The following is a 26001-nucleotide window of genomic DNA, read 5'->3' as shown; positions in this document are numbered from 1 at the left end:
TTAAGAGCGACACCACAGGATGAACTATCAAAAATAGCTCATCATGATTAGCAAAACTTAACCATTTTAAAATAAATAAACAATTAAAGAAAAAAGTTCACTTATTTATAGCAATAGATCGTCAAAGGCAGCTTTTTGTTACAGGTGGTTTGAATGAATGTAGCAATGAAATACAAAATTTCAGGCCATGTAACTCCCGGCAAAACCGGGAGGTACGTAATCTTTACTCAGTCACTTCCCCTTCCTGGCGGATCTGATTTGCCCAACGCTGGGCGGATTCAGGCACAGTAAATGCCGGTGAGCGCAGAAATGACTCTCCCATCAGTACAAACGCAACATATTTGCCACGCAGCATCCAGACATCACGAAACGAATCCATCTTTATCGCATGTTCTGGCGGCGCGGGTTCCGTGCGTGGGATATAGCTAATAATCTGGCGGTTTTGCTGACGGAGCGGTTTCTTCATTACTGGCTTCACTAAACGCATATTAAAAATCAGAAAAACTGTAGTTTAGCCGATTTAGCCCCTGTACGTCCCGCTTTGCGTGTATTTCATAACACCGTTTCCAGAATAGTCTCCGAAGCGGGATCTGGCTGATGGTCTATAGTTAGAGGGTTTTTTGACCAAAACAGCGGCCCTTTCAGTAATAAGTTAAGGAGACGAGTTCAATGTCGCAACATAACGAAAAGAATCCACATCAGCACCAGTCACCACTACACGATTCCAGCGAAGCGAAACCGGGGATGGACTCACTGGCACCTGAAGACGGATCTCATCGTCCAACGGCTGAACCAACACCGCCAGGCGCACAACCTACCACCCCTGGGAGCCTGAAAGCCCCTGATACGCGTAACGAAAAACTTAATTCTCTGGAAGACGTACGCAAAGGCAGTGAAAATTTTGCGCTGACCACTAATCAGGGCGTGCGCATCGCCGATGATCAAAACTCACTGCGTGCCGGTAGCCGTGGTCCAACGCTGCTGGAAGATTTTATTCTGCGCGAGAAAATCACCCACTTTGACCATGAGCGCATCCCGGAACGTATTGTTCATGCACGCGGATCAGCCGCTCACGGTTATTTCCAGCCATATAAAAGCTTAAGCGATATCACCAAAGCGGATTTCCTCTCAGATCCGAACAAAATCACCCCAGTATTTGTTAGGTTCTCTACCGTTCAGGGTGGTGCTGGCTCTGCCGATACCGTGCGTGATATCCGTGGCTTTGCCACCAAGTTCTATACCGAAGAGGGTATTTTTGACCTCGTTGGCAATAACACGCCAATCTTCTTTATCCAGGATGCGCATAAATTCCCCGATTTTGTTCATGCGGTAAAACCAGAACCGCACTGGGCAATTCCACAAGGGCAAAGCGCCCACGATACTTTCTGGGATTATGTTTCTCTGCAACCTGAAACTCTGCACAACGTGATGTGGGCGATGTCGGATCGCGGTATCCCGCGCAGTTACCGCACCATGGAAGGCTTCGGTATTCACACCTTCCGCCTGATTAATGCCGAAGGGAAGGCAACGTTCGTACGTTTCCACTGGAAACCACTGGCAGGTAAAGCCTCACTCGTTTGGGATGAAGCACAAAAACTAACCGGACGTGACCCGGACTTCCACCGCCGCGAGTTGTGGGAAGCCATCGAAGCAGGCGATTTTCCGGAATACGAACTGGGCTTCCAGTTGATTCCTGAGGAAGATGAATTTAAGTTCGACTTCGACCTTCTTGATCCAACTAAACTTATCCCGGAAGAACTGGTGCCCGTTCAGCGTGTCGGCAAAATGGTGCTCAATCGCAATCCGGATAACTTCTTTGCCGAAAACGAACAAGCAGCATTCCATCCAGGTCATATTGTTCCTGGTCTGGACTTCACCAACGATCCCCTGTTGCAGGGACGTTTGTTCTCCTATACCGATACACAAATCAGTCGTCTTGGTGGGCCGAATTTCCATGAGATTCCGATTAACCGCCCGACCTGCCCTTACCATAATTTCCAGCGTGACGGCATGCATCGTATGGGGATCGACACTAACCCGGCGAATTATGAACCGAACTCGATCAACGATAACTGGCCGCGCGAAACACCGCCGGGGCCGAAACGCGGCGGTTTTGAATCATACCAGGAGCGCGTGGAAGGCAATAAAGTTCGCGAGCGCAGCCCATCGTTTGGCGAATATTATTCCCATCCGCGTCTGTTCTGGCTAAGTCAGACGCCATTCGAGCAGCGCCATATTGTCGATGGTTTCAGTTTTGAGTTAAGCAAAGTAGTTCGTCCGTATATTCGTGAGCGCGTTGTTGACCAGCTGGCGCATATTGATCTCACTCTGGCCCAGGCGGTGGCGAAAAATCTCGGTATCGAGCTGACGGACGACCAGCTGAATATCACCCCGCCTCCGGACGTCAACGGTCTGAAAAAGGATCCATCCTTAAGTTTGTACGCCATTCCTGACGGTGATGTGAAAGGTCGCGTGGTAGCGATTTTACTTAATGATGAAGTGAGATCGGCAGACCTTCTGGCCATTCTCAAGGCGCTGAAGGCCAAAGGCGTTCATGCCAAACTGCTCTACTCCCGAATGGGTGAAGTGACTGCGGATGACGGTACGGTGTTGCCTATAGCCGCTACCTTTGCCGGTGCACCTTCGCTGACGGTCGATGCGGTTATTGTCCCTTGCGGCAATATCGCGGATATCGCTGACAACGGCGATGCCAACTACTACCTGATGGAAGCCTACAAACACCTTAAACCGATTGCGCTGGCGGGAGACGCGCGCAAGTTTAAAGCAACAATCAAGGTCGCTGACCAGGGTGAAGAAGGGATTGTGGAAGCTGACAGCGCCGATGGTAGTTTTATGGATGAACTGTTAACGCTGATGGCAGCACACCGCATGTGGTCACGCATTCCTAAGATTGACAAAATTCCGGCGTAAATATGGATAAGGTCACGCCCCCTGGGGAGTGACCTTACCACCTTACTTACACATCAAGATAACTACCCAACCGATAACCACGCTCAGCAATCGCATATTTCAACGACGCTGAAGTCAGCACATCCAGTTCCGTTAACCGAGGTAAGCAATAAGCACTCTGGCGAATCGTATTATCGATAAACGCCGGATGACACATCACTTCCAGAGAGCGCTCGCCGCGATGACTGGAGTCATCAAGCACTTGCAGGAACAGCGACTCACTGATCTCTTCACCGTAGAATGCACTGCTGAATCCCTGGGTAGTGCGCAGGTTGACCGGCAAATCAAACACCATCTGACGATCCGCCCGCAACGCAATGCCCTCTTCTGCCGCAAACCTGGCAACAATCGGGAAAATCTGCGGGAACATATGCACATGATGATGGCTATCAAGATGCGTAGGTTTGCGTCCAAATAGCTCAATGAAACGCAAATACTGACTGGCAAGCTCCTGAGTAATTTCTTCCAGCGGTAAAGCATCTTCTTCTGCCAACTGCCAGATCCATTTTCCCAGCACACCATCGCGGGTTAACCCCGGCATAGCTGTCAGTGGCTTGCCCATAGTAAGGACAAAGTGCATCCCTATGGCCAGACTCGGTTCATCACGACTCAACTGCACCGCATGGTCAATAGCCTGCCCATTCACCAGCGCCGTCGTCGATGTGACAATCCCATTGCGACAGGCCTCGATAATGCCGTAGTTCTGACCTTTGCTTAAGCCAAAATCATCGGCATTAACAATCAGTAAGCGTTCCATAATCAGCCTCGGTTAATGTGCTTTTTTAAGCTCTGCGATGCAGTCGGCAAAATTTGGCAGCCATTTCTCGTGCGCCAGAATCATCTCGCGTGCCAGCAGCTCAGCATCGCGATCGGAATGCACCAACGGACTAAGGTTTAGCGCCAGTAACACATCGTTAAATTCTCCGCTAAGTGCAGCGTTGCTGGCAGCAATCTCGAAGCCTTTAATGGTGTGAATCAGCCCCATCACTTTATCATCGAAATGCGTAATGCGCGGATGTGGCGTCGCGCCATCGCGCCCCAGCGTACAGGTCATTTCTACCGCCCAGTCTGCCGGAATATTATCAATATGCCCATGATGCGGGATATTAACGTAATGTTCAGCTTGCTTGTCGTTGTAGATAGCGTTGATCACTTCGCACGCTGCATCAGAGTAATAAGCCCCACCGCGCTGTTCCAGTTCTTTCGGCTTAACTTTCAACTCCGGGTTTTTATACAGCTCAAAAAGTTGTTTCTCGACTTTCTGTACTACCTGTGCTCGTGCGCCGCCTTTGTAGTATTCGCCCATTTCAATAGCCAGCATCTCTTTTTGCTTGAAGTAATAAAGCAAATAAGAACACGGCAACAGATTCAGAGAACGAATTAAGCCTTCGCTAAATGGCAGATCGAAAATATTTTTAACGCCAGATGCTTTTAACTGCCCGGATGCCACACCATCAAGCAATTCGGCAAAGCGTGATTTGCCATTTACCAGCACATCTTTAATGAACACCATATGGTTGAGGCCGAACAGATCGATAGATAAATCATCGCTGTCTTTCAGCATCAGAACATCGCGAATAAACATCTTCATGCCGATCGGAATATTACACACGCCGATAAAGCGTTTAAATCCGGTATGACGATAAACGGCTTCAGTGACCATTCCCGCCGGGTTAGTGAAGTTAATCACCCATGCATTCGGACAAAGTTCTTCGACATCTTTTACGATGTCAAAAATCACCGGAATGGTACGCAGACCTTTAAAAAGACCGCCCGCGCCGTTGGTTTCCTGACCAAGATAACCATGACTTAATGGAATACGTTCATCCAGTTCGCGCGCCGGTAATTGGCCTACGCGCAGTTGGGTAGTAACGAAATCAGCATCTTTCAATGCTTCGCGGCGATCCAGCGTTTTATAAAGCTTCATCGGGACGCCAGCGTTATCAATCATCCGTTGGCAGAGATCAAAAATAATATCCAGTTTAGCTTTACCACCTTCGACATCCACCAGCCATAATTCGCTGACCGGCAATTCGTGATAACGCTTAATAAATCCTTCCAGTAACTCCGGGGTATAGCTGCTCCCGCCACCAATAGTGACGACTTTTAATTTCTGGCTCATAATTTCTCCCTTCAGTACAGAATACTGATATCTGGCATATCTGCCCCCCGGACATAAATAATCCAGCAACAGGACAGATATGTGAATTGTCAGGTATAACGACTTACTGATTAAATTCAGTCAATTTCTTACGATAGCTCTTAGGCGTAAAGGACGTTAATTTCTTAAACGTTTTAATAAACAAGCTCGGGCTACTATAACCGGCCTCAAACGCAATATCCGTCACGGAATAGTTGGTCATTTCCAGTTGTTTTTTGGCAAAATTAATACGGATCTCATTAATAATCTGCATTGGTGTTTTGCCATAATATCGTTGAGTCGCTCGCGTCAAATATTCCTGTGATTTGGCTGACAACGTCACCATATTCTCCAGCGCCGATTCACTAAACTGCTCTTTATCATGCATCTTTTCTACCGTACTTTTCAGCCACTGCGGTACATCATCAATCACCTGTTCTTCGCGGTAATGACGTAAACGGTTAATGACATAAAAAGTAACCATCTCAACAAACTCTTCCAGCCCTGTTTCGCGGAAATTCAATGAAGAAATCACTGTTTCCACATAGGTGAGAAAAGCGTTATTGGTCCGGTATACCTGCGAAGCGACAAAGCAATAAGGCAACAACGGCAGGTAATGCTGCTCAAAAAAGCGTTTACTGATCCCAACATTCAATATGCGCGTGGCACCAAACTCATAAAAACTTTGATGGTGCGAACCTAACGGAATAAAAACAAAATCGCCCCGTTCCAGTAACACGCGCTTACCGTTAATCTCCTGGAAATAACGCCCGGTTAATACCAGAGTAAATTCATAATAGTCGTGCTGATGCAGTCCGCTGATACTCTCAGTTTTGTTGTAGATAAACACATGGAAGTTTTTGCCATTAAACAACTGCTGTTCTCGGGCAGTGGCAATTTCCGGCGCGTTAATCACTGGCTGCATCATCGACTCCTTATGCCTTCAGTTTTTCATGAAGCTCAATTAATTCGGTAATCAGTTCACGCGCAAGCATGGACGTCATTAAATGATCCTGAGCGTGGACCAGCACCAGACTCACTTTCATCTTACCTTCGCCCGCATCGCCTTCAATCAGTTTCGTCTGTACCAGATGCGCTTCATTCAATGCCATCCGTGACTGATCCATCATGGCTTTTGCTGCGGCAAAATCGCCCTGCTTCGCCTGTTTCAGTGCGGCATACGCCAGGCTGCGCGCTTGTCCGGAGTTGATGATAAGTCCCATCACCACTTCTTCCAGCTCTTCAGCTTCTGTTTGCGTATCGGGAATGTTATCGAGATCCATCATACATCGTTCCTCTCTTTTCTTACCGGCACGATTACCCGTACCGGCATCGATTAAAATTTCAGGGCGTTAGCGATATCTTCTTCGCTCTCTTCTTTATCAATCGCGTTTTGTGCTTTGTTAGCGACCACAACAAAGGGCAGATAAATTAACGTTGCGATACCAAGGTTGAAGAGTGCGACCAGCAATGCGGCGACGCTACCGTTGGTGTTAAAGAAGGCTCCCAGACCGGTTGGCATGGTCCACGGTGCAATATTGGTCACCGGAGGAATAATGCCCATGTAGTAAGCTGCGAGGGTGATTGCCGCCAGAATCGGTTGTACCAGTACAAACGGAATAAACATCACCGGGTTCATGATAATTGGCAGACCAAACAGAATCGGTTCGTTAATCTGGAAGATGCCGGACGGCAGCGCCAGTTTTGCCACCTGACGATAATCAGCACGGCGAGAAGCGATAAAGATAGCCAGGATCAGACCCAAAGTCGCACCACTGCCACCGAGGAAAATAAAGGAGTCCAGCATCGGCTTGGCCCAGATATGGAAGGTCTTACCGGCTGCCAGCGCCGCTTCGACGGAACCATATTGCTGATAGGTCGCGATGTTTTCCAGCGCCCACGGCGTCATAATGCCGTTGTCCAGTGCGGTCAGCGCCAGCGCGCCATGAATACCGAAGAACCAGAGCAGTGGAACAAAGATCACATAGGCCCATCCCACCACGCTACCCAACGATGCCAGTGGGGTTGAGATGGTATCCATAATGATCTGATGGAAATTGGTACCCCAGGTATTCAACGCCCAGGCAATAATCCCCATCACGGAAAGAATAATAAAGCCGGGGATTAATGCCGAGAAGGAACGCGATACTGAAGCAGGTACGCTGTCGGGCAATTTAATGACCCAATTGCGGTGGACAATAAAGGTAAACATTTCTGCCACCACCAGGCCAATAATAATCCCGGAGATGATATTCGCCCCACCTAACCAGTTTGCGCCAACCGCATAGGCCTCACCGACACTGTATGGGGTGACGGTCATAAATGCTGCAACGGATAACAACCCAGCCGCCAGCGCATCGACTTTACGCTCTTCTGCCAGCGCCATGCCAATAAAGAACGGTGCCATTAAAGACATTATCCCTAATGTTCCGTTATATACGTTGCCGCCAATACCTTTCAGACCATTAAGTGTTTCAATGGTTGAGGCATCCAGGCGAATACCTAAGGAATAAAAAAACGACCCCTCCCCAAAGCTTAGAAAAACGTTGTTAATTAATACAAACATGGCCCCCGCAAGGGTTAACGGCATTAAGCGAATAAAGCCATTTTTGATTGCATTAACGTGTGGCTGCTTTCCTATTTTAACTGCAAAAGGGAGGAGTACCTTTTCAAGCGATGCAATAACATTACTCATAGAAAAATACCCTTAAAAACCGCAATTTAAATATTGCGGTATTGATTTATGAAATAACTCTTTGACGGGAAAATTTAAAATAAATTAATTTGCTGCGGCTTTTTTAATCGCTGCAACCGCAGCCTTAAGCACGCCTAAACCATCGACTTTGCCATAAAGCAGCGAGTCAATTACTTCAACCGGTTTGTTGGGTAACAAACGCTGGATTTCGGGCAACATATAAGCAATCTGCGGCCCTAATAACACGACATCGGCATTCTGACCTTTTTCACCAGCCAGTGTTTCCGGAAATGCTTCAATAATGACCGGAACTTCATATTTTTCTGCCTGTGCGCGCATTTTTGATACCAGTAAAGAGGTAGACATGCCCGCAGAACAAAACAGATAAATGTGTTTCTTTTCCATAAAACTGCCCTCATCGACGATTATCTGTCAGCCAGACACTCCGCAAGCCTTAACCTGCTTCCATGCTCTGGGTAACTTGCGAAACCAACATGACTTTTTTTGTGGCTGAAAGGAGTATACGGTATAGACCTGAGCAATAGTATTTCTTTGACCTTATAAATTGTCTCTCCTTGACCTGCGGTTATGACCCTCTTCACATTTCGGGCAAATAATTCGCGAAGATAATTAAGAACTCAGGCCAAAAAAAACCGGCGCAATGGCCGGTTTCCGTTGTAACTCAAGCTTTCAGGCGAAGTGATTACTTCGCAGCCTGTGGATCAGTGTCGTATTCAGCACAGGTCTGATAACCGGAGTTGATGACATGTCCGGTATCATCTAACGCGACAAAGTAGGTTTCTGCTTTACCATCACGTTGACCCAGGATGTAGGTCTGGCAAGTACCACGAGCATGGATCATGCTCACTTCAGACGAAGGTTTACCCGCAATTTGTGCAACCTGCGCCCGGCTCATGCCTTTTTTGACGTCTTTCACCACAGGCTGTACAAACTGGTCTTTGGTACGATCATAAGCCGTACAACCCGCCAGCATGGTTAATACCGCCGCTGCACTCAGAATTCCTGCCATATTCTTGTTCATATTCCGTCCTCTTGTTTATCAGCGTGTTAGATAAGCCTGGAATACATTGGGCGCTTTTTCAAGCCCGTGAACGAAACGGCTCCGCTTTCAGAGGATTCCTGTATGACGTTTTAACCACCATTCAACCCGCTGTCGCTTGTCGTTTCAGTAGCAACGGGTTAGCTTTAAGGAAGTTTTGTCTTTTCTGTCTGGAGGGGTTCAATGACATTGCAACAACAAATAATAAAGGCGCTGGGCGCAAAACCGCAGATTAATGCTGAAGAGGAAATTCGTCGTAGTGTCGATTTTCTGAAAAGCTACCTGCAAACTTATCCGTTCATTAAATCACTGGTGCTCGGGATCAGCGGCGGTCAGGACTCCACGCTTGCCGGAAAGCTGTGCCAGATGGCGATTAATGAGCTGCGCCAGGAAACCGGCAACGAATCGCTGCAATTTATTGCCGTACGCCTGCCCTATGGTGTTCAGGCCGACGAACAAGATTGCCAGGATGCCATTGCCTTTATTCAACCGGATCGCGTATTAACCGTTAATATCAAGGGCGCGGTATTGGCCAGCGAACAGGCGCTGCGCGAAGCGGGCATTGAACTGAGCGATTTTGTTCGTGGCAATGAAAAAGCGCGTGAGCGGATGAAAGCACAATATAGCATTGCGGGTATGACCAGCGGTGTCGTGGTGGGCACCGATCATGCAGCAGAAGCCATTACCGGATTCTTCACTAAATATGGTGACGGCGGTACGGACATTAATCCACTGTATCGTCTCAACAAACGTCAGGGTAAACAGTTACTGGCAGCATTAGGTTGCCCGGAACACCTTTATAAGAAAGCCCCAACTGCCGATCTGGAAGATGATCGCCCTTCTCTGCCAGATGAAGTGGCACTCGGCGTGACCTATGACAATATCGACGACTATCTGGAAGGGAAAAACGTACCTGAACAGGTCGCCAGAACAATAGAGAACTGGTATCTGAAAACTGAACATAAACGCCGTCCGCCAATTACCGTTTTCGATGATTTCTGGAAAAAGTAATAATTTGCACATATTGGTTTGTGCGAAAAAGAGTACTTTGTTCACGCCGGATGCGGCGTGAACGCCTTATTCGCCCCACAAAACTATGCAAATTCAATATATTGCATGAGTCGAATAGGCCTGACAGGCGTAGCACGTCAGACGGTGTAACCTTTGTCATCGACCCGCCTCTTTTTTAATCGCTCCCCGCCTGTTACACTGGATAGATAACCAGCATTCGGAGTCAACAGTGGTACGGCGTTTAACTTCTCCGCGGCTCGAATTTGAAGCTGCGGCAATTTATGAATATCCCGAACATTTACGTTCATTCCTTAATGACTTACCCACCCGACCAGGGGTGTATCTGTTTCATGGCGAAAGTGACACCATGCCGCTCTATATCGGCAAAAGCGTTAATATCCGCAGTCGGGTGCTTTCTCATTTACGCACCCCGGATGAAGCCGCCATGCTACGGCAATCCCGGCGAATTAGCTGGATCTGCACCGCAGGCGAAATCGGCGCTCTGCTCCTTGAAGCGCGATTAATCAAAGAACAACAACCGCTGTTTAATAAACGGTTGCGCCGCAATCGCCAGCTCTGCGCCCTGCAATTAAATGAAAAGCGTGTTGATGTGGTGTATGCCAAAGAGGTGGATTTTTCACGAGCCCCCAACCTGTTTGGCCTGTTTGCCAATAGGCGCGCAGCTTTGCAAGCATTGCAGACCATCGCTGATGAACAAAAACTTTGCTATGGCCTGCTGGGACTGGAACCGTTAAGCCGCGGGCGTGCTTGTTTTCGTTCTGCATTAAAACGTTGCGCTGGGGCGTGTTGCGGTAAAGAGAGCCATGAGGAACATGCGCTACGTTTGCGCCAGTCTCTGGAGCGTTTGCGGGTGGTGTGTTGGCCTTGGCAAGGGGCGGTGGCGCTGAAAGAACAGCACCCGGAAATGACTCAATATCATATTATTCAAAACTGGCTGTGGCTGGGAGCGGTTAATTCGCTGGAAGAAGCGACAACGTTAATTCGGACACCCGCCGGGTTTGATCACGACGGTTATAAAATTCTTTGTAAGCCGCTGCTTTCCGGTAACTATGAAATTACTGAACTTGATCCGGCGAATGACCAGCGAGCCAGTTGATTTCACTGAACAACAGTTTACCCTGCGGTTGTAAAAGCCGCAGGGTGTGCCTGCCATCGAACCAGCACGCGCCCTGGTCGGTAGTGAGCAGTTTGTCGCCCAGTTGCCACGCGCCGTTAATTACAAACACCACCCCGCCGCGTGAGCCAAAGGTAGTAAACGTACGTTCGGCAATTCTGACTTTCGCCTTACAGACATCCAGGCGTGTCATGATGTTGAAATCCATCGACATCTGCCCTGCCGTCAGTTTCGCTTTTACCACCTGGTCCGCCGCAAAGGCAAAAGGCTGTAACGGTTTTAAGGTATGGTTAAAGCGGTCTGCGCTTTCAAGGAACATCTCGCCGCCTTCCAGCAACGTCACTATCCTTTCCATACCTGGAAACAAAGAAAACTCCCCATTCGCCGCGATGGATGCAATGCTGGCACGCCAGTAAAAATCACGTTTTGCCGGTGGGAAAGTGCAAATTTCGCGCGTTTCACCGGCAGCATTTCGCCACAGATTCACCGACATTTTACGCATATCAAAGTATTCCATACTCGCTCCCGGCCCGTTCTTTTCATTGTTATCGTTCAGGTAACCGTGGATGGTTATCGGCAACTCGGGTGATTTACGTTAGTGGCGATCAGGCTTTTTTTGCATCTGTTTGAGAACAAAAAAGAAAACCGCCGATCCTGTCCACCGCATTACTGCAAGGTAGTGGACAAGACCGGCGGTCTTAAGTTTTTTGGCTGAAAGATTATTCAGCAGTTGCAGGCATTTTACCTTTTGCCGCTGGACGTTCTGTCAGACGCTTCTCAAAATTAGCATTAAATTGCTTTTTCTGTTCCGGCGTCAGGATGTTGTAAATTTTGTTCTGGGTTTCCATGTGCGCCAGCATGTTAGCTTTGCGCTGTTCTTCCATTTTTGCGATCTGCGCTTCAGCTTTTGCTTTATCGAAGGTATCGCTGGCAATGATGTCATGCATTGCGCGGCGTTCTTCCAGCGGCGGACGTTTCATCTGGTCACGCTGGCCTTTCATGATTTCGCGGATCTGCTGTTTCTGCGCGTCGGTCAGGTTCAGGTCTTTGAACATCATGTCCTGATGCGGACCGAACTTGCCTTTGTGGTGCATCATCGGCTTCGCGTCAGCCGGTGCTGCGGTAGTGGTGTCTGCGGCATGGGCCAGGTTAGCCGCGCCAAGAGCCAGGGTAGAGGCAACAAACAGTGCAGTTAATTTACGCATATTCTATATCCTTCCTTTCAGTTATTTATTACGGCTTTCTTAAGAAGCGTGCCGTGTTGACGAGATTAACTTTACTGACTTTAGCGTCAATTAATCAGAGCAACGGTAAAACAATGAAAGTGTAAAAAACACTTTTGCGCCAATTATGGAGAAAAAAAGAAAATTTGATGGAGAGTGATGAGGGAATATTACAACACGATGATTTAGCAGAGATTATGAAGAACTATACCGGATGACTGGTGATAAATAAAGCAAATAACCAGGATTAATCTGTATTAATTTATAAGAAAGTAACTTAATACCCGCAGAATGATTTCTGCGGGTAAGTATTAGCTTATTTTTTCGAGCATTAATCCCGCGCGTAATCCCAACGCTACCAAAGGATTAGGGAATAACACATACTCTACATCATGGGTTACGGTAAAACGTTCCTCCCCGTCCTGCGCCAGCAATGTTCCTTTCTCAAACGGCATAAAATTCAGCGTGTCACTTGCCATATGCATTTCGAAGGACGGCGAGTGGCGAGTAATTTGCGAAACCACCCGATAACGGAGCGGCGGCGTTCTCACGATACCAACACTCTCACCCGATAGCAGCGCAGCAATGGCGCTGGCAGTGACTGCAAACTGGCGAAGATCGTTTTGTCCAAAGGGCAACGCTTTGCCGAGTTCCAGCGTACAGGCCAGCGCGCCAAAATGTCTGGCGCTGAAATGAGTAAACGTACCACCAGGCGTCTGATGGAATACCAGTGCCTCCAGCCCCGCCGCCCCCAGCCACGTCAGAAATTTCTCGTCCCAGGGAATGTCGCGTTGCGGTAATACACCGAACTGCGGATGCAAGGAGCCACGAATTGCGGTATGGAGATCAAGGTGCCAGCGCACAGATTCTTTGCCCTGGTCATAAAAATCTTCCAGGCACTGTTCCAGTTCGCGCGCGCGACAGGTTTCCCCGCTTTCAGCAAATAGCTGCCAACGACCGCCAAACATTCGGTTCATATCGCTATGGCAATAACGTTTCCCTTGCTTCAGCGCAGGAGGATTCCCGAGGATCACCAGCAACCGCCAACGTAACGGGATCTCGCCGTGAGATATCGCGCCAAGCAACGCGTCCAGCATCTCCACAGGTGCCGTCTCATTACCGTGTATTCCCGCTGAAATCACCAGTGCGCCTTGCGGTGGCGTTAATGGCGTCAGTTCCAGCACACCATCGCCCAGCCAGCGCCAGCGAACGCCGTTGATTTCTCGCTCGGTGATAACCGGTTTTTTACCCGTTAAGGTCAGAGCAAGAAAATTATCCATTGCCCCCTCCCTCGCGCTGGAACGGATAAACCGAACCGAGATTCAGTAATTGGCTCAATACATCCAGTGCTTCCCGCCCTTCGCGCAGCAATTGCGGGTCGGCCAGATCGGCAGCAGTAAGACGATCGCGGTAGTAACGATCCACCCAGTCATTGAGCGCATTAAACAGCGTATCGTTCATCATCACCGCCGGATTCACCGCCCGGCGTTCTTCTTCTGTTAATACCACCCGCAACCGCAGGCACGCCGGGCCGCCACCATTCGCCATGCTTTCACGTAAATCAAAGACTTTTAGTTCGCTAATCGGGTTGTCAGCGGCAAGGAGTTCATTGAGATAACCCCATACTCCGGCGTGTTCCCGACACTCCTGAGGCAGCACCAACATCATGGAACCATCATCGCGGCTCAACAGTTGGCTGTTAAACAGATATGTAGACACCGCATCCGACACGGAAACCTGAGTCGCCGGAACTTCTATCGCCATAAAACCGTTCACCCGCGCACGCAGGTTTGCCAGTAACTGCACCTGTCGAGCGAACGCCTGTTGATGACAAAACAGCACCTGGCGGTTACTCACGGCAATCACGTCATTATGAAAAACGCCCTGGTCGATAACGTCCGGGTTTTGCTGGGCGAAAATCACCTGTTGGGGATTCACCTGATTCAACCTTGCCACCGCCTCGCTGGCTTCGCGAGTCTGTCGCGCCGGATAACGGGAAGGCCGGGTATCATTGCCCTCTTCTCGCCCGTAGACAAAAAGTTGCATACCCGGTTCACCGTAATGACCGCCGAGACGATTGTGGTTTGCCGCCCCCTCATCACCGAGCAAGGCTACCTGCGGCAACGCCGAATGGACACTAAATTTCTCTTCGTCGTTAAAAATCGCTTTTAACAGCGATTCAGAGACGGGCGCTTCCAGCGAACGGTGAAATTTATTGTTCAGGTTAGCAACGGTGAGATGCACTTTGCCATCCAGCGTATCGGTGGATGGCGCTACCGTGGCCGCATTAGCTACCCACATTGGCGAAGCGGAACTGACGCTGGAAAGCCAGTGCGGTGCCTGGCGGGCAACCTTTTCCAGTACCTGCTCATCGCTGCCGCTGAAACCCAACTGACGCAGCACCGGAATAAACGGACGCTCGTGCGGCGGGATCACCGCCTGGGGGAATCCCGCGTCGGCAAGGGCTTTCATTTTCAGTAAGCCCTGCTTCGCCGCCAGTCGCGGGTTAGAGACCTGAAAACGGTGACTGGTGGAGGCTTCATTACCAAACGACAGGCCCGCGTAATGATGCGTCAGCCCTACCAGCCCGTCGAAATTGATTTCCCAGGCGTTCATCGCACCACCTCATCGGAAAAATCCAGCCCAGGGTTAAGCGTGGCGGGCAATGTTAACGAGTCCGACTCCAGACTCGCCATCGGCCAGGCGCAGTAATCTGCGGCATACCAGGCGCTGGGGCGATGGTTACCGGAAGCGCCAATGCCGCCGAATGGCGCGGTACTGGCAGCGCCGGTAAGCGGTTTGTTCCAGTTAACAATCCCCGCCCGCGCCTCCAGCAACAGTTGATCGAATTTTTCCCGCGCGGGGGAAACCAGTCCGCAAGAGAGTCCGAAGCGAGTGTTATTCGCCATTCGAATCGCTTCATCGAAAGTATCATAACGCCAGACGCGCAATAACGGTCCGAACACCTCTTCATCTGGTACGCCAGCAACGCCTGTCATTTCAATGATCCCCGGCGTCAGCAACGATGTCCCTGCTTGTAATAAGCGCGGCGCAAGCAGGGTTCGTCTGCCCATCGCTTCCAGTTGCTGCCAGGCAGTAACCACCTGCTGTGCGGCCTGTTCAGAAATCAGCCCGCCAATAAACGGCTGCGGTTCGTCATCCCATTTGCCCGGCGTTAATCGCTGGCTGACGGCAACCAGACGAGCAAGAAACGCATCGCCCTGCGCCCCGCTTTTCAGCAATAAACGGCGGGCGCAGGTGCAGCGTTGCCCGGCTGTGACAAATGCCGACTGAATGGTCAGATGGACAGCGGCATCGATATCCGCCACCTCATCGATAATCAGCGGGTTATTGCCGCCCATTTCGAGGGCGAGAATTTTCTCCGGCTGACCGGAAAGCTGACGATGCAACTGGTAGCCAGTATTGGCGCTACCGGTAAACAGCAAGCCGTCGAGATCCTCCAGCGCACTCAGCGCCTGACCCGTTTCACGCCCGCCCTGCACCAGGTTCAGCACGCCCGGCGGCAAGCCAGCCTGCTGCCATAAACGCATTACCGCTTCGCCGCTCCAGGGTGTCAGTTCGCTGGGTTTAAAGATAATGGTGTTACCCGCCAGCAATGCCGGAACGATATGCCCGTTCGGCAAATGACCAGGGAAATTATACGGCCCAAACACCGCCAGCACGCCGTGCGGGCGATGTCGCAGGCTCGCCGCGCCGTCCGGCATTTCGCTACGCTGCTCGCCGGTACGAACATGATACGCCTTAATTGATATCGCGATTTTATTGATCATCGCCGTCACTTCGGTTGCCGCTTCCCAGCGCGGCTTACCCGTTTCTCTGGCAATAATCGCGGTTAATTCGGCTTTATTGCTTTCCAGCAATCCGGCAAAGCGTTCAACTCTTACCTGACGATCGCCAAAGGAGAGACGCGCCCAGCGCGGAAACGCCGCACGGGCTGCCCGACAAGCCTGCCCGACCTGAGCGGCATCGGCATCATTGCCTTGCCATAACACCTCGCCCGATACCGGATTACGCTTCACACGCAATGCGCCCTGGCCCGTTACCCAATCACCGTTAATCCATAAAGTCATGCTGTTTTCTCCTCTGCGCACAGGCGCACCAGACGAACGCGATCCCCTGCGTGGCATTTGAGGGCATCCAGTTGTGCGGCGGTTAAAATCAAACGCTCGGTTGCCGGATCGGTACGCACCAGCACCACGCGGAAATGGTGATAATTTTCATTGGCGACCAAGCAGGCCGGAAAATCGCCCTGCGCAGGCTGCCCTTCTGCCACTTCCACCAGCCGACTTTTACGGATGGCGCGCACGCGGTCGATGTCACACTCAAGCGTCGGCCCACCGTCGAAGATGTCGATATAATTACGGTAGCGAAAACCTTCTTTCTCCAGTACCGCACGGGCAGGCGCGGTTTGCGGATGTACCTGACCGATGACGTCCTGGGCTTCCTGAGATAAAAAGTGGGTATAGATCGGATGTTTCGGCATCAGTTCTGCAATAAATGCCTTTTGCCCGGTGCCGCAGAGAAAATCGGCGCGGCTAAAATCCATCGAAAAGAAGCGCTTACCGAGGCTTTGCCAGAACGGTGAATAGCCATGTTCGTCAATCACCCCGCGCATTTCGGCAACCACTTTGTCATTAAACTTGTCGCGAAAAGCCGCCATAAACATAAAGCGCGATTTCGACAGCAAATAGCCGTTGCCCTCTTTGCGCCACTCCGGGTCGAGAAACAGCGTGCACAGCTCGCTGCTGCCGGTGTGATCGTTACTGAGAAACAGCGTCGGCAACGCGTTATAGACATTCAGCTCTTTCGAAGCGTGAACCAGCGTGCCGACGCGATAGTTGTACCAGGGATCGTTCAGCCCAACTGCCACCTCAATGGCGCAAATCCCCGCCACTGTGCCTGTCTCGCTATCTTCCAGCACGAACACATAGCCCTGCTCACTTTTGGGCAGTTCGCCTTGCCAGGTTTTGATTGCCCTTTCGATACGCGCCGAAAGCGTGGCTTCATTGGCGGGAAGCGACGTCAGGCCGCCGCCAGTTTTGCTGGCAAGCTGCATCAGCGCCGAGATATCTGAACGCTCAACGGGACGGATGACCATCATGAAGAACCTCGGCTAACAAAGTGTTCGCAAGCAGCTGCAAAGCGATCCAGTCCGGTCGTCACCTCTTCTTCGCTAACATTGAGCGCAGGCGCAAAACGCACCACGTTGCCACCCGCAATCAGTACCATCACGCCTGCTTTCGCCGCTTCCTGAGAGATCTGTTTCGCTTGCCCGGCGTAATCGGCATTCAACACGCAACCAATCAACAAACCTAAGCCGCGAACTTCACTGAACAAACCGTAGCGGTGATTAATGGTATTAAGACGCTCAACAAACCAGTCGTGACGCTGTTTAACGCCATTAAGCATCTCTGGCGTGTTGATGAGATCCAGCACTTTGCCTGCCACCGCCGAGGCCAGCGGATTGCCGCCATAGGTGGTGCCATGAGTGCCAACGGTCATCACACTGGCGCACTCTTCGGTTGCCAACAACGCACCAACCGGGAAACCGCCGCCCAGCGCTTTGGCGGTAGTTAACAGATCGGGCGTCACGCCGTAGTGCATATAGGCATACAGTTCCCCGGTGCGTCCGACGCCGGTTTGTACTTCATCAAAAATCAGCAATGCATTGTGGCGGTCACACAATTCACGCAGACCATGTAAAAACGCGTTGCTGGCTGGCACCACACCGCCTTCCCCCTGGATGGGTTCGACAATCACCGCACAGGTAGAGTCGTCAATCAGCGCGCTGGCAGAGTTAATATCGTTATATGCGGCATGAAGAATATCCGGCGGCAGTGGCGCAAAATCCTGTGAATAGGCTGGCTGCCCACCCGCACTGACAGTAAACAGCGTGCGACCATGAAACGCATTTTTAAACGCCACGATACCGCTCTTATGGCTGCCGTAGCGGTCGTGAGCGAATTTACGCGCCAGTTTTAGCGCCGCTTCATTGGCTTCCGCACCGGAGTTACAAAAGAAGACGCGATCGGCAAACGTGGCGTCGGTCAATTTTTTCGCCAGTCGCAGTACCGGCTCGTTGGTGTAACCGTTGCCGGTATGCCAGAACTTACTCGCCTGTTCGTTCAGCGCCTCACGCAGTTCCGGGTGCGCATGGCCCAGCGCGTTCACCGCAATGCCACCCGCGAAGTCGATATACTCTTTCCCCTGCTGATCCCACAAGCGCGAACCTTCGCCACGTACCGGTATAAACGGTGCCGGAGCGTAAACAGGTATCATCCATTCATCAAAGTTTTCACGCGTAATTGGCTGAGACATAGCGACCTCTACAGTAAATAATTCGTTATTTATATGTTAATAATAAGTAATGTTTGCGCTGTAAATGTAGATTGCAGGGTTCGTGCCAGCCAGTGATAAAAGTGCATAAATCGCGGAGGCTAACTGGAAATCAAGGAGTTATAACCAAACCATATGCATTTAAAGTGCATATAAAGTGAATACGTTTGCGATGTGGGTGAATAAAAAGAATAAAAAACGCAATGTTATGCAGAAGTAAAATATAATTCTGGAATTGTGATCATTGACGAAATTTACTGGAAATTACTGCGCCATTCTGACGCAGCGCGCACCAAAAGCGGGCATTTTTTGCGCCATCGTTGACATCATTAACAACTATCGATCAAATCACTTAACAACAGGCGGTACGCAAAGCGAAATTCTGCTACCATCCACGCACTCTTTATCTGAATAAATGGCAGCGACTATGAAATTTGTCTCTTTTAATATCAACGGCCTGCGCGCCAGACCTCATCAGCTTGAAGCCATCGTCGAAAAGCACCAACCGGATGTGATTGGCCTGCAGGAGACAAAAGTTCATGACGATATGTTTCCACTCGAAGAGGTGGCGAAGCTCGGCTACAACGTGTTTTATCACGGGCAGAAAGGCCATTATGGCGTGGCGCTGCTGACCAAAGAGACGCCGATTGCCGTGCGTCGCGGTTTTCCGGGTGATGACGAAGAGGCGCAACGGCGAATTATTATGGCTGAAATCCCCTCGACGCTGGGCAATGTTACCGTGATCAACGGTTACTTCCCGCAGGGTGAAAGCCGCGACCATCCGATAAAATTCCCGGCAAAGGCGCAGTTTTATCAGAATCTGCAAAACTACCTGGAAACCGAACTCAAGCGTGAAAATCCGGTGCTGATTATGGGTGATATGAATATCAGTCCTGGCGACCTGGATATTGGCATTGGCGAAGAGAACCGTAAGCGCTGGCTGCGTACCGGAAAATGCTCTTTCCTTCCGGAAGAACGCGAATGGATGGAGAGACTGATGAGCTGGGGGTTGGTCGATACCTTCCGCCATGCGAATCCGCAAACAGCCGATCGTTTCTCATGGTTTGATTACCGCTCAAAAGGTTTTGACGATAACCGTGGTCTGCGCATCGACCTGCTTCTCGCCAGCCAACCGCTGGCAGAATGTTGTGTTGAAACCGGCATCGACTATGAAATCCGCAGCATGGAAAAACCGTCAGATCATGCCCCCGTCTGGGCGACCTTCCGCCGCTAATTTAGCTGTTCTCCTGGCTCAAACTGGGTCAGGAGAATTAACCTTGAGAAAAATCAACAAACTGTCAGTAATGATTTGTTGCCTGCCGCCCTTTGTTATACCGTCACTGCGTTTTTAGTTGTCTGACCACTTCTCTATTATCAAGTTTGATATAGGAAACTCCACAATGAACGCTGAGCGTAAATTTCTTTTTGCCTGTCTTATTTTTGCGCTGCTCATTTACGCTATCCACGCTTTCGGTTTATTCGATCTGCTCACCGATTTACCCCACTTACAGACACTCATTCGCCAGAGCGGATTGTTCGGTTATAGCCTCTATATTCTGTTATTCATCATTGCCACCCTCTTTCTGTTACCAGGAAGCATACTGGTGATCGCTGGAGGAATAGTTTTTGGCCCGCTCTTAGGGACACTACTATCATTAATTGCCGCCACGCTGGCCTCCTCGTGCTCATTCCTGCTGGCGCGCTGGCTGGGACGTGATTTACTGCTGAAATACGTTGGCCATAGCCATACCTTCCAGGCCATTGAAAAAGGCATTGCGCGTAACGGTATTGATTTTCTTATTCTGACCCGCTTAATCCCGTTGTTTCCTTACAATATTCAAAATTACGCTTACGGATTAACCACCATCGCCTTCTGGCCTTATACCCTTATTTCGGCACTCACGACCCTGCCCGGTATTGTTATTTATACCGTGATGGCAAGCGATCTCGCCAATGAAGGCATTACGCTGCGCTTTATTTTACAACTCTGTCTGGCGGGCCTGGCGCTGTTTATTCTCGTCCAGCTCGCCAAACTCTACGCCCGACACAAACATGTGGATCTGTCTGCTTCGCGCCGCAGCCCACTTACTCACCCAAAAAATGAAGGATAGAACGATGTTGCAACATTATTCAGCGTCATGGAAAAAAGGACTGGCTGCACTCTGCTTACTGGCTGTTGCCGGGCTTAGCGGCTGCGATCAAAAAGAGAATGCGGCTGCAAAAGTGGAATACGACGGACTTTCGAACAGCCAACCGCTGCGTGTCGATGCCAATAACCATACGGTAACCATGCTGGTGCAAATTAATGGTCGTTTCCTGACCGACGACACCCGCCACGGCATTGTGTTTAAAGATGGCTCAAACGGGCATAAATCGCTGTTTATGGGTTATGCGACCCCGAAAGCATTTTATGAAGCCCTGAAAGAGGCAGGTGGTACACCGGGCGAAAACATGACGATGGATAATAAAGAAACGACTCACGTCGCAGGCAGCAAACTGGATATTTCGGTCAACTGGCAAGGGGCGGCAAAAGCGTATTCCTTCGATGAAGTGATTGTTGACAGTAATGGCAAGAAACTGGACATGCGCTTTGGCGGTAATTTAACGGCAGCAGAAGAGAAGAAAACGGGCTGCCTGGTGTGTCTGGATAGCTGCCCGGTCGGCATCGTCAGCAATGCAACATACACTTATGGTGCGGTGGAAAAACGCGGCGAAGTGAAATTCAAAGGCAATGCCTCGGTTCTCCCGGCGGATAACACGCTGGCAACGGTTACCTTTAAAATCACCGAATAAAGCCAGGATAAAGGATGATGAAGATGCAATCGCGAAAAATCTGGTACTACCGTATAACCCTCATCATCCTGTTGTTCGCTATGCTGCTGGCATGGGCGCTGCTTCCCGGCGTCCATGAGTTTATTAATCGCAGCGTTGCGGCGTTTGCCGCCGTGGACCAACAGGGTATAGAACGCTTTATTCAGTCTTACGGCGCACTGGCGGCAGTTGTCTCGTTCTTGTTGATGATTTTACAGGCCATTGCTGCACCGCTACCTGCGTTTTTGATCACCTTTGCCAATGCGTCGCTGTTTGGCGCGCTCTGGGGCGGCTTGCTGTCGTGGACCAGTTCGATGGCCGGCGCGGCGCTGTGCTTTTTTATCGCCAGAGTGATGGGCCGCGAAGTGGTGGAAAAGTTAACGGGTAAAACGGTACTCAATAGTATGGACGGCTTTTTTACCCGCTATGGTAAACACACCATTCTGGTATGCCGATTATTGCCTTTTGTGCCTTTTGATCCCGTAAGCTATGCTGCCGGTTTGACTTCAATACGTTTTCGCTCGTTTTTTATCGCCACCGGGCTTGGTCAGTTACCAGCGACTATTGTTTATTCCTGGGCGGGCAGCATATTAACAGGCGGTACTTTCTGGTTTGTCACCGGACTGTTTATTCTGTTTGCCCTGACCGTGGTGATTTTTATGGCGAAGAAAATATGGCTTGAGCGCCAGAAGAGGAATGCCTGATGGGTTTACCGCCGCTTAGCAAAATTCCTTTCATTTTACGTCCGCAGGCGTGGCTGCATCGTCGCCATTACGGCGAGGTGCTAAGCCCGATTCGCTGGTGGGGGCGGATCCCGTTTATCTTTTATCTGGTGTCGATGTTTGTCGGCTGGCTGGAGCGCAAACGCTCACCGCTGGATCCAGTAGTGCGATCGCTTGTCAGCGCGCGCATTGCGCAAATGTGTCTGTGTGAGTTTTGCGTGGATATCACCAGTATGAAAGTCGCCGAGCGCACTGGCAGCACCGATAAACTGCTGGCAGTGGCTGACTGGCGGCAAAGCCCGCTCTTTAGCGATGAAGAACGGCTGGCGCTGGAGTACGCCGAAGCCGCAAGCGTAACGCCGCCAACGGTCGATGATGCCCTGCGTACCCGACTGGCTGCGCATTTTGACGCCCAGGCGCTCACCGAACTGACGGCATTGATCGGCCTGCAAAACCTGTCAGCCCGTTTTAATTCTGCCATGGACATTCCCGCTCAGGGGCTGTGCCGTATTCCTGAAAAACGTTCTTAAGGAGAGATGATGCGCCATTGTGGGTGGTTGCTGGGATTGTTATCGCTGTTTTCTTTGGCAACACATGCCAGTGACTGGCAGGAAATAAAAAATGAGGCCAAAGGACAAACCGTCTGGTTTAACGCCTGGGGCGGCGATACCGCAATTAACCGCTATCTCGACTGGGTTAGCGGCGAGATGAAAACCCATTACGCTATAAACCTGAAGATTGTTCGTCTCGCGGATGCCGCAGACGCGGTGAAGCGCATTCAGACCGAAGCTGCTGCCGGACGCAAAACAGGCGGCTCGGTGGATCTGCTCTGGGTGAACGGCGAAAACTTCCGCACCTTAAAAGAGGCCAATTTATTACAAACGGGCTGGGCGGAGACTCTGCCCAACTGGCGCTATGTCGACACACAGCTGCCGGTGCGGGAAGATTTTTCAGTGCCTACAGAAGGGGCTGAATCGCCCTGGGGGGGCGCGCAACTGACGTTTATCGCCCGCCGCGATGTTACGCCGCAGCCACCACAAACGCCGCAAGCCTTACTGGAGTTTGCTAAAGCCAATCCCGGTACGGTTACCTATCCGCGCCCACCGGACTTTACCGGCACGGCGTTTCTTGAACAGTTGCTGATTATGCTAACGCCAGATCCCACAGCATTAAAAGAAGCGCCGGACGATGCGACTTTCGCCCGTGTCACTGCTCCCTTGTGGCAATATCTTGATGCGCTGCATCCGTATTTGTGGCGCGAAGGAAAGGATTTCCCGCCTTCGCCCGCGCGGATGGATGCTCTGCTGAAAGCCGGCACATTGCGCCTGTCGCTGACCTTTAATCCCGCGCATGCGCAGCAAAAAATCGCCAGCGGCGATTTACCCGCCAGCAGTTACAGCTTTGGCTTTAGCGAGGGAATGATTGGCAACGTGCATTTCGTCACCATTCCCGCCAACGCGAATGCCAGTGCTGCGGCGAAGGTAGTTGCCAATTTCCTGCTCTCACCCGATGCACAACTGCGTAAAGCAGACCCTGCTGTCTGGGGCGATCCTTCGGTTCTCGATCCGCAAAAACTGCCTGACGGGCAGCGCGAAATATTGCAATCAAGAATGCCGCAGGATCTGCCGCCGGTACTGGCTGAACCGCACGCAGGTTGGGTAAATGCGCTGGAACAAGAATGGCTACACCGTTACGGTACGCATTAATCTTTTTGCTGTGGGCGATGGTGGCGGTGATTTATGCACCGCTGATCCCGGCAGCTCTCACGCTGATATCGCCTGCTTTGTCGTTGACACACTGGCAGACGTTATTTGCCGATCCACAGTTACCGCAGGCATTACTGGCAACGCTGGTGTCGACAACCATCGCGGCGGTCGGGGCGTTGTTGATTGCCCTGCTGGTGATTGTGGCGCTGTGGCCTGGGCCGAAATGGCAGCGTATGTGCGCCCGTCTGCCGTGGCTGCTCGCCATTCCCCATGTGGCTTTTGCCACCAGCGCCCTTCTGCTCTTTGCTGACGGAGGGCTGCTTTATGACTATTTCCCGTATTTCACTCCGCCAATGGACCGATTTGGCATCGGTCTGGGCCTCACCCTTGCAGTGAAAGAAAGCGCATTTCTGCTGTGGATCTTAGCGGCAGTATTGAGCGAAAAACGGCTGTTGCAGCAAGTTATTGTACTGGATTCGCTGGGCTACAGCCGCTGGCAATGCCTGAACTGGCTGTTGTTGCCCTCCGTCGCACCTGCACTGGCAATGGCGATGCTGGCGATTGTCGCCTGGTCGCTGTCGGTCGTGGATGTGGCGATTATCCTTGGGCCAGGTAATCCCCCGACGCTGGCAGTAATTAGCTGGCAGTGGTTAACTCAGGGCGACGCCGATCAACAAACGAAAGGCGCACTCGCCAGCCTGCTGCTGATGCTGTTACTCGCCGCCTACGTTTTGCTGGGCTATCTGCTATGGCGTAGCTGGCGGCGTACTATTCCCCGCGTAGATGGCGTTCGTAAGCCTGCCACGCCTTTATTGCCAGGCAATACGCTGGCGAGTTTTTTACCCTTAACCGGTGTGCTGTGTGTGGTTCTGCTGGCGATCCTCGCGGATCAGTCGACGATCAATAGTGAAGCGCTCATCAACAGCCTGACAATGGGGCTGGTGGCGGCATTCATCGCTTTGCTCCTGTTACTGCTGTGGCTGGAATGGGGGCCACAGCGTCGCCAGTTGTGGCTATGGTTGCCCATTTTATTACCCGCTCTGCCGCTGGTGGCGGGCCAGTACACGCTGGCGCTATGGCTGAACCTGGATGGAAGCTGGACGGCGGTGGTCTGGGGGCATCTGCTGTGGGTAATGCCGTGGATGCTGTTTATCCTGCAACCCGCCTGGCAGCGCATTGATTCACGGTTAATTTTGATTGCGCAAACACTGGGCTGGTCGCGGGCCAAAATCTTCTTTTACGTGAAATGCCCACTCATGCTACGCCCTGCGCTGATTGTCTTCGCGGTGGGATTTTCAGTCAGTATTGCACAGTATATGCCGACGCTGTGGCTGGGCGCGGGGCGTTTTCCGACGCTCACCACTGAAGCGGTGGCATTAAGCAGCGGCGGCAGCAACGGTATTCTCGCCGCCCAGGCTTTATGGCAACTACTGTTGCCGCTTATTATTTTTGCCCTGACCGCGTTAGTCGCAAAATGGGTAGGTTATGTCAGACAAGGACTCCGCTAATGCTCTGCGTGAAAAATGTTTCGCTACGTTTACCAGAAAGCTGCTTGCTGACAAACGTTAACTTTACGGTGGATAAATGTGACATTGTCACGTTAATGGGGCCGTCTGGCTGTGGAAAATCCACTCTGTTTTCATGGATGATTGGTGCGCTGGCCGGACAGTTTTCTTGTACAGGTGAGCTATGGCTCAATGAGCAACGGATTGACATGCTACCCACCGCAGAGCGTCAGATTGGCATTCTTTTCCAGGATGCACTGTTATTTGACCAGTTCAGCGTCGGGCAAAATTTACTGCTGGCTCTGCCAGCGGCACTCAAAGGTGTTGCAAGGCGCGATGCGGTAAATGATGCGCTGGAGCGTGCGGGGCTTGGCGGTATGTTCCATCAGGATCCTGCCACTTTGTCTGGCGGTCAGCGAGCGCGCGTTGCTCTGCTTCGCGCTCTTCTCGCTCAGCCAAAAGCGTTGCTACTGGATGAGCCATTCAGCCGTCTTGATGTAGCTCTGCGCGATAATTTTCGCCAGTGGGTGTTCAGCGAAGTTCGCGCCCAGGCGATCCCAGTCGTTCAGGTAACGCACGATCTCCAGGATGTTCCTGCTGATAGTTCTGTTCTGGATATGGCGCAGTGGTCAGAAAATTACAACAAACTGCGATAACGCAAAGTTT

General features: G+C 51.0%; 26 protein-coding genes. 11 read left to right on the top strand and 15 right to left on the bottom strand.

The window, feature by feature from the left end:
• Positions 1–223: 223 nt before the first annotated feature.
• Positions 224–487, bottom strand: coding sequence for a cell division activator CedA (gene cedA / locus ACJHYD_RS04820; RefSeq protein WP_001241553.1), 264 nt, complete (start codon positions 485–487; stop codon positions 224–226).
• Positions 488–669: 182 nt separating this feature from the next.
• Here cedA and katE point away from each other — a divergent pair, with 182 nt between their 5' ends.
• Complete coding sequence (gene katE, locus ACJHYD_RS04815; RefSeq protein WP_001551203.1) at positions 670–2931, top strand: catalase HPII; 2262 nt, start codon at positions 670–672, stop codon at positions 2929–2931.
• A gap of 46 nt (positions 2932–2977) precedes the next feature.
• Here the strand turns inward: katE and chbG are convergent, their stop codons facing one another.
• The 7 genes from chbG to osmE form a co-directional block, all read right to left on the bottom strand.
• Positions 2978–3727: a chitin disaccharide deacetylase gene (gene chbG / locus ACJHYD_RS04810; RefSeq protein ID WP_000440439.1), complete on the bottom strand. Its 750-nt coding sequence runs from the start codon at positions 3725–3727 to the stop codon at positions 2978–2980.
• 12 nt (positions 3728–3739) lie between these two features.
• Entirely contained in the window at positions 3740–5092 is a 1353-nt protein-coding gene (celF, locus tag ACJHYD_RS04805) for a 6-phospho-beta-glucosidase (protein ID WP_000078748.1), read from the bottom strand.
• 103 nt (positions 5093–5195) lie between these two features.
• Positions 5196–6038: a transcriptional regulator ChbR gene (gene chbR, locus ACJHYD_RS04800; RefSeq protein WP_000983653.1), complete on the bottom strand. Its 843-nt coding sequence runs from the start codon at positions 6036–6038 to the stop codon at positions 5196–5198.
• A gap of 7 nt (positions 6039–6045) precedes the next feature.
• Positions 6046–6396, bottom strand: coding sequence for a PTS N,N'-diacetylchitobiose transporter subunit IIA (gene chbA, locus ACJHYD_RS04795; RefSeq protein WP_000968919.1), 351 nt, complete (start codon positions 6394–6396; stop codon positions 6046–6048).
• A 50-nt stretch (positions 6397–6446) separates the two neighbouring features.
• Positions 6447–7805 carry a PTS N,N'-diacetylchitobiose transporter subunit IIC gene (gene chbC / locus ACJHYD_RS04790; RefSeq protein ID WP_001551205.1) on the bottom strand — a complete coding sequence of 453 codons (1359 nt, stop codon included), beginning with the start codon at positions 7803–7805 and terminating at the stop codon, positions 6447–6449.
• A gap of 84 nt (positions 7806–7889) precedes the next feature.
• A complete protein-coding gene (gene chbB, locus ACJHYD_RS04785) occupies positions 7890–8210 on the bottom strand; it encodes a PTS N,N'-diacetylchitobiose transporter subunit IIB (protein WP_000412169.1) in 321 nt (106 codons plus the stop codon).
• A gap of 298 nt (positions 8211–8508) precedes the next feature.
• Positions 8509–8847 (bottom strand): osmotically-inducible lipoprotein OsmE, encoded by a 339-nt coding sequence (gene osmE / locus ACJHYD_RS04780; protein ID WP_001039044.1) that lies wholly within the window; start codon positions 8845–8847, stop codon positions 8509–8511.
• Between the two features lie 201 nt (positions 8848–9048).
• On the opposite strand from osmE, the gene nadE reads away from it, so the two are divergent.
• Positions 9049–9876, top strand: a complete 828-nt coding sequence (nadE, locus tag ACJHYD_RS04775; protein ID WP_000175037.1) for an ammonia-dependent NAD(+) synthetase — start codon at positions 9049–9051, stop codon at positions 9874–9876.
• A 229-nt stretch (positions 9877–10105) separates the two neighbouring features.
• Positions 10106–10993, top strand: coding sequence for an excinuclease Cho (gene cho, locus ACJHYD_RS04770; RefSeq protein ID WP_000252397.1), 888 nt, complete (start codon positions 10106–10108; stop codon positions 10991–10993).
• On the opposite strand, the gene ves is transcribed toward cho, so the two are convergent.
• From ves to astC, 7 genes are all read right to left on the bottom strand, one after another.
• Positions 10953–11528 (bottom strand): environmental stress-induced protein Ves, encoded by a 576-nt coding sequence (gene ves, locus ACJHYD_RS04765; protein ID WP_000455601.1) that lies wholly within the window; start codon positions 11526–11528, stop codon positions 10953–10955. The two genes, cho and ves, sit on opposite strands and share 41 nt — an antisense overlap.
• A 202-nt stretch (positions 11529–11730) precedes the next feature.
• The gene (gene spy, locus ACJHYD_RS04760; protein WP_001228981.1) at positions 11731–12216 is read right to left on the bottom strand and encodes an ATP-independent periplasmic protein-refolding chaperone Spy; all 486 of its coding nucleotides are present in this window, start codon (positions 12214–12216) and stop codon (positions 11731–11733) included.
• 329 nt (positions 12217–12545) lie between these two features.
• Positions 12546–13514, bottom strand: a complete 969-nt coding sequence (gene astE / locus ACJHYD_RS04755) for a succinylglutamate desuccinylase (RefSeq protein WP_001551206.1) — start codon at positions 13512–13514, stop codon at positions 12546–12548.
• Complete coding sequence (gene astB, locus ACJHYD_RS04750) at positions 13507–14850, bottom strand: N-succinylarginine dihydrolase (RefSeq protein WP_001551207.1); 1344 nt, start codon at positions 14848–14850, stop codon at positions 13507–13509. Before astB ends, astE begins: the two co-directional genes overlap by 8 nt.
• Positions 14847–16325, bottom strand: coding sequence for a succinylglutamate-semialdehyde dehydrogenase (astD, locus tag ACJHYD_RS04745; RefSeq protein ID WP_001551208.1), 1479 nt, complete (start codon positions 16323–16325; stop codon positions 14847–14849). The genes astB and astD overlap by 4 nt, the downstream gene beginning before the upstream one ends.
• Positions 16322–17356 (bottom strand): arginine N-succinyltransferase, encoded by a 1035-nt coding sequence (gene astA, locus ACJHYD_RS04740; protein ID WP_001551209.1) that lies wholly within the window; start codon positions 17354–17356, stop codon positions 16322–16324. The genes astD and astA overlap by 4 nt, the downstream gene beginning before the upstream one ends.
• Complete coding sequence (gene astC / locus ACJHYD_RS04735; protein WP_001551210.1) at positions 17353–18573, bottom strand: succinylornithine/acetylornithine transaminase; 1221 nt, start codon at positions 18571–18573, stop codon at positions 17353–17355. The genes astA and astC overlap by 4 nt, the downstream gene beginning before the upstream one ends.
• Positions 18574–19018: 445 nt before the next feature.
• Between astC and xthA the strand changes: the two genes are divergently transcribed.
• From xthA to ACJHYD_RS04695, 8 genes are all read left to right on the top strand, one after another.
• The gene (gene xthA / locus ACJHYD_RS04730; RefSeq protein ID WP_000673933.1) at positions 19019–19825 is read left to right on the top strand and encodes an exodeoxyribonuclease III; all 807 of its coding nucleotides are present in this window, start codon (positions 19019–19021) and stop codon (positions 19823–19825) included.
• A gap of 166 nt (positions 19826–19991) precedes the next feature.
• Positions 19992–20702 (top strand): TVP38/TMEM64 family protein, encoded by a 711-nt coding sequence (locus ACJHYD_RS04725; RefSeq protein ID WP_001309538.1) that lies wholly within the window; start codon positions 19992–19994, stop codon positions 20700–20702.
• Positions 20703–20706: 4 nt separating this feature from the next.
• Complete coding sequence (gene ydjY, locus ACJHYD_RS04720) at positions 20707–21384, top strand: lipoprotein YdjY (protein WP_001551211.1); 678 nt, start codon at positions 20707–20709, stop codon at positions 21382–21384.
• A 14-nt stretch (positions 21385–21398) separates the two neighbouring features.
• Entirely contained in the window at positions 21399–22106 is a 708-nt protein-coding gene (locus tag ACJHYD_RS04715) for a TVP38/TMEM64 family protein (RefSeq protein ID WP_001551212.1), read from the top strand.
• Positions 22106–22654, top strand: a complete 549-nt coding sequence (locus ACJHYD_RS04710) for a carboxymuconolactone decarboxylase family protein (protein WP_000524080.1) — start codon at positions 22106–22108, stop codon at positions 22652–22654. The genes ACJHYD_RS04715 and ACJHYD_RS04710 overlap by 1 nt, the downstream gene beginning before the upstream one ends.
• A gap of 9 nt (positions 22655–22663) precedes the next feature.
• Positions 22664–23830, top strand: a complete 1167-nt coding sequence (locus ACJHYD_RS04705) for an ABC transporter substrate-binding protein (protein ID WP_001551213.1) — start codon at positions 22664–22666, stop codon at positions 23828–23830.
• Entirely contained in the window at positions 23803–25338 is a 1536-nt protein-coding gene (locus tag ACJHYD_RS04700) for an ABC transporter permease (RefSeq protein WP_001551214.1), read from the top strand. Before ACJHYD_RS04705 ends, ACJHYD_RS04700 begins: the two co-directional genes overlap by 28 nt.
• Entirely contained in the window at positions 25338–25991 is a 654-nt protein-coding gene (locus ACJHYD_RS04695) for an ATP-binding cassette domain-containing protein (protein ID WP_001328827.1), read from the top strand. Before ACJHYD_RS04700 ends, ACJHYD_RS04695 begins: the two co-directional genes overlap by 1 nt.
• The last annotated feature ends 10 nt before the right edge of the window (positions 25992–26001 follow it).

The organism is Escherichia sp. WS1368, assembly GCF_046487485.1.
Taxonomy (GTDB): Bacteria; Pseudomonadota; Gammaproteobacteria; order Enterobacterales; family Enterobacteriaceae; genus Escherichia; species Escherichia coli.
Note: the sequence above shows the minus strand (reverse complement) of the source record. Positions and strands in the feature narration are given on the sequence as shown.